We start from the raw sequence: 667 nt of genomic DNA, 5'->3' as shown, positions 1-667 counted from the left end.
GAGAGTTCGTAGCTGAAGTTCTGCAGCACTGCGCCGGACATCGCACTGGTCATCAGCAGCTTGGAGTGGTGCCGGATGGTCTTGCCCCGCAGGTCGAGGTCCTTGACCAGGGTGGCCCGGCCGTCCAGGTTGCGGATCGCGTACTGCTCCTCGGGCCGCTTGAGGGTGGCGCCGAGGTAGTAGCCGAGCAGGATGGCGGCCTCCACCGAGCTCTCCATGTACACCGCGTTGGGCATGTGCGGGTGCGAGTTCTGGGTGTAGTACCAGGCGTCGGCCGGGGAGTCGTACTCGGTGATCATCTCGGACCCCGGGTTCAGGTCGCCCCGGGTGCCCTTGAGCGACATGATCCGGTCGACGAACTGGAAGTCCCCGTTGGGGATGTAGGGTGCCCGGCTGTTCGCGTAGACGTCGAACTCGGGGCCCATCGCCGTGCCCAGGTCGCCCTTGGCGGCGTGCGCCAGGTGCAGTTCGTTGATCATCGCGGGCTCGCCGGAGCGGTTCCGGCGGCCCAGGAAGACCGGCACGCCGCCCTCGCCCGGACGGTACGGGGTGCCTTCCTTCTCCCGGATCTGGATGCCGAAGTTGTGCATCCGGATCACCGGCTTGTCACTCAGGTAGACCAGGACGTCGGGGATCACCGAAGGGCGCGGGAGCAGGGTCAGCTCCA

Annotated in this window: 1 pseudogene; it reads right to left on the bottom strand. The window is 66.9% G+C overall.

The window, feature by feature from the left end:
• A pseudogene (locus ABD323_RS43225) lies at window positions 1-667 on the bottom strand (3-hydroxyacyl-[acyl-carrier-protein] dehydratase FabA); the annotation flags it as partial.

It is taken from the genome of Kitasatospora nipponensis (assembly GCF_039528135.1).
Classification (GTDB): Bacteria; Actinomycetota; Actinomycetes; order Streptomycetales; family Streptomycetaceae; genus Kitasatospora; species Kitasatospora nipponensis.
Note: the sequence above shows the minus strand (reverse complement) of the source record. Positions and strands in the feature narration are given on the sequence as shown.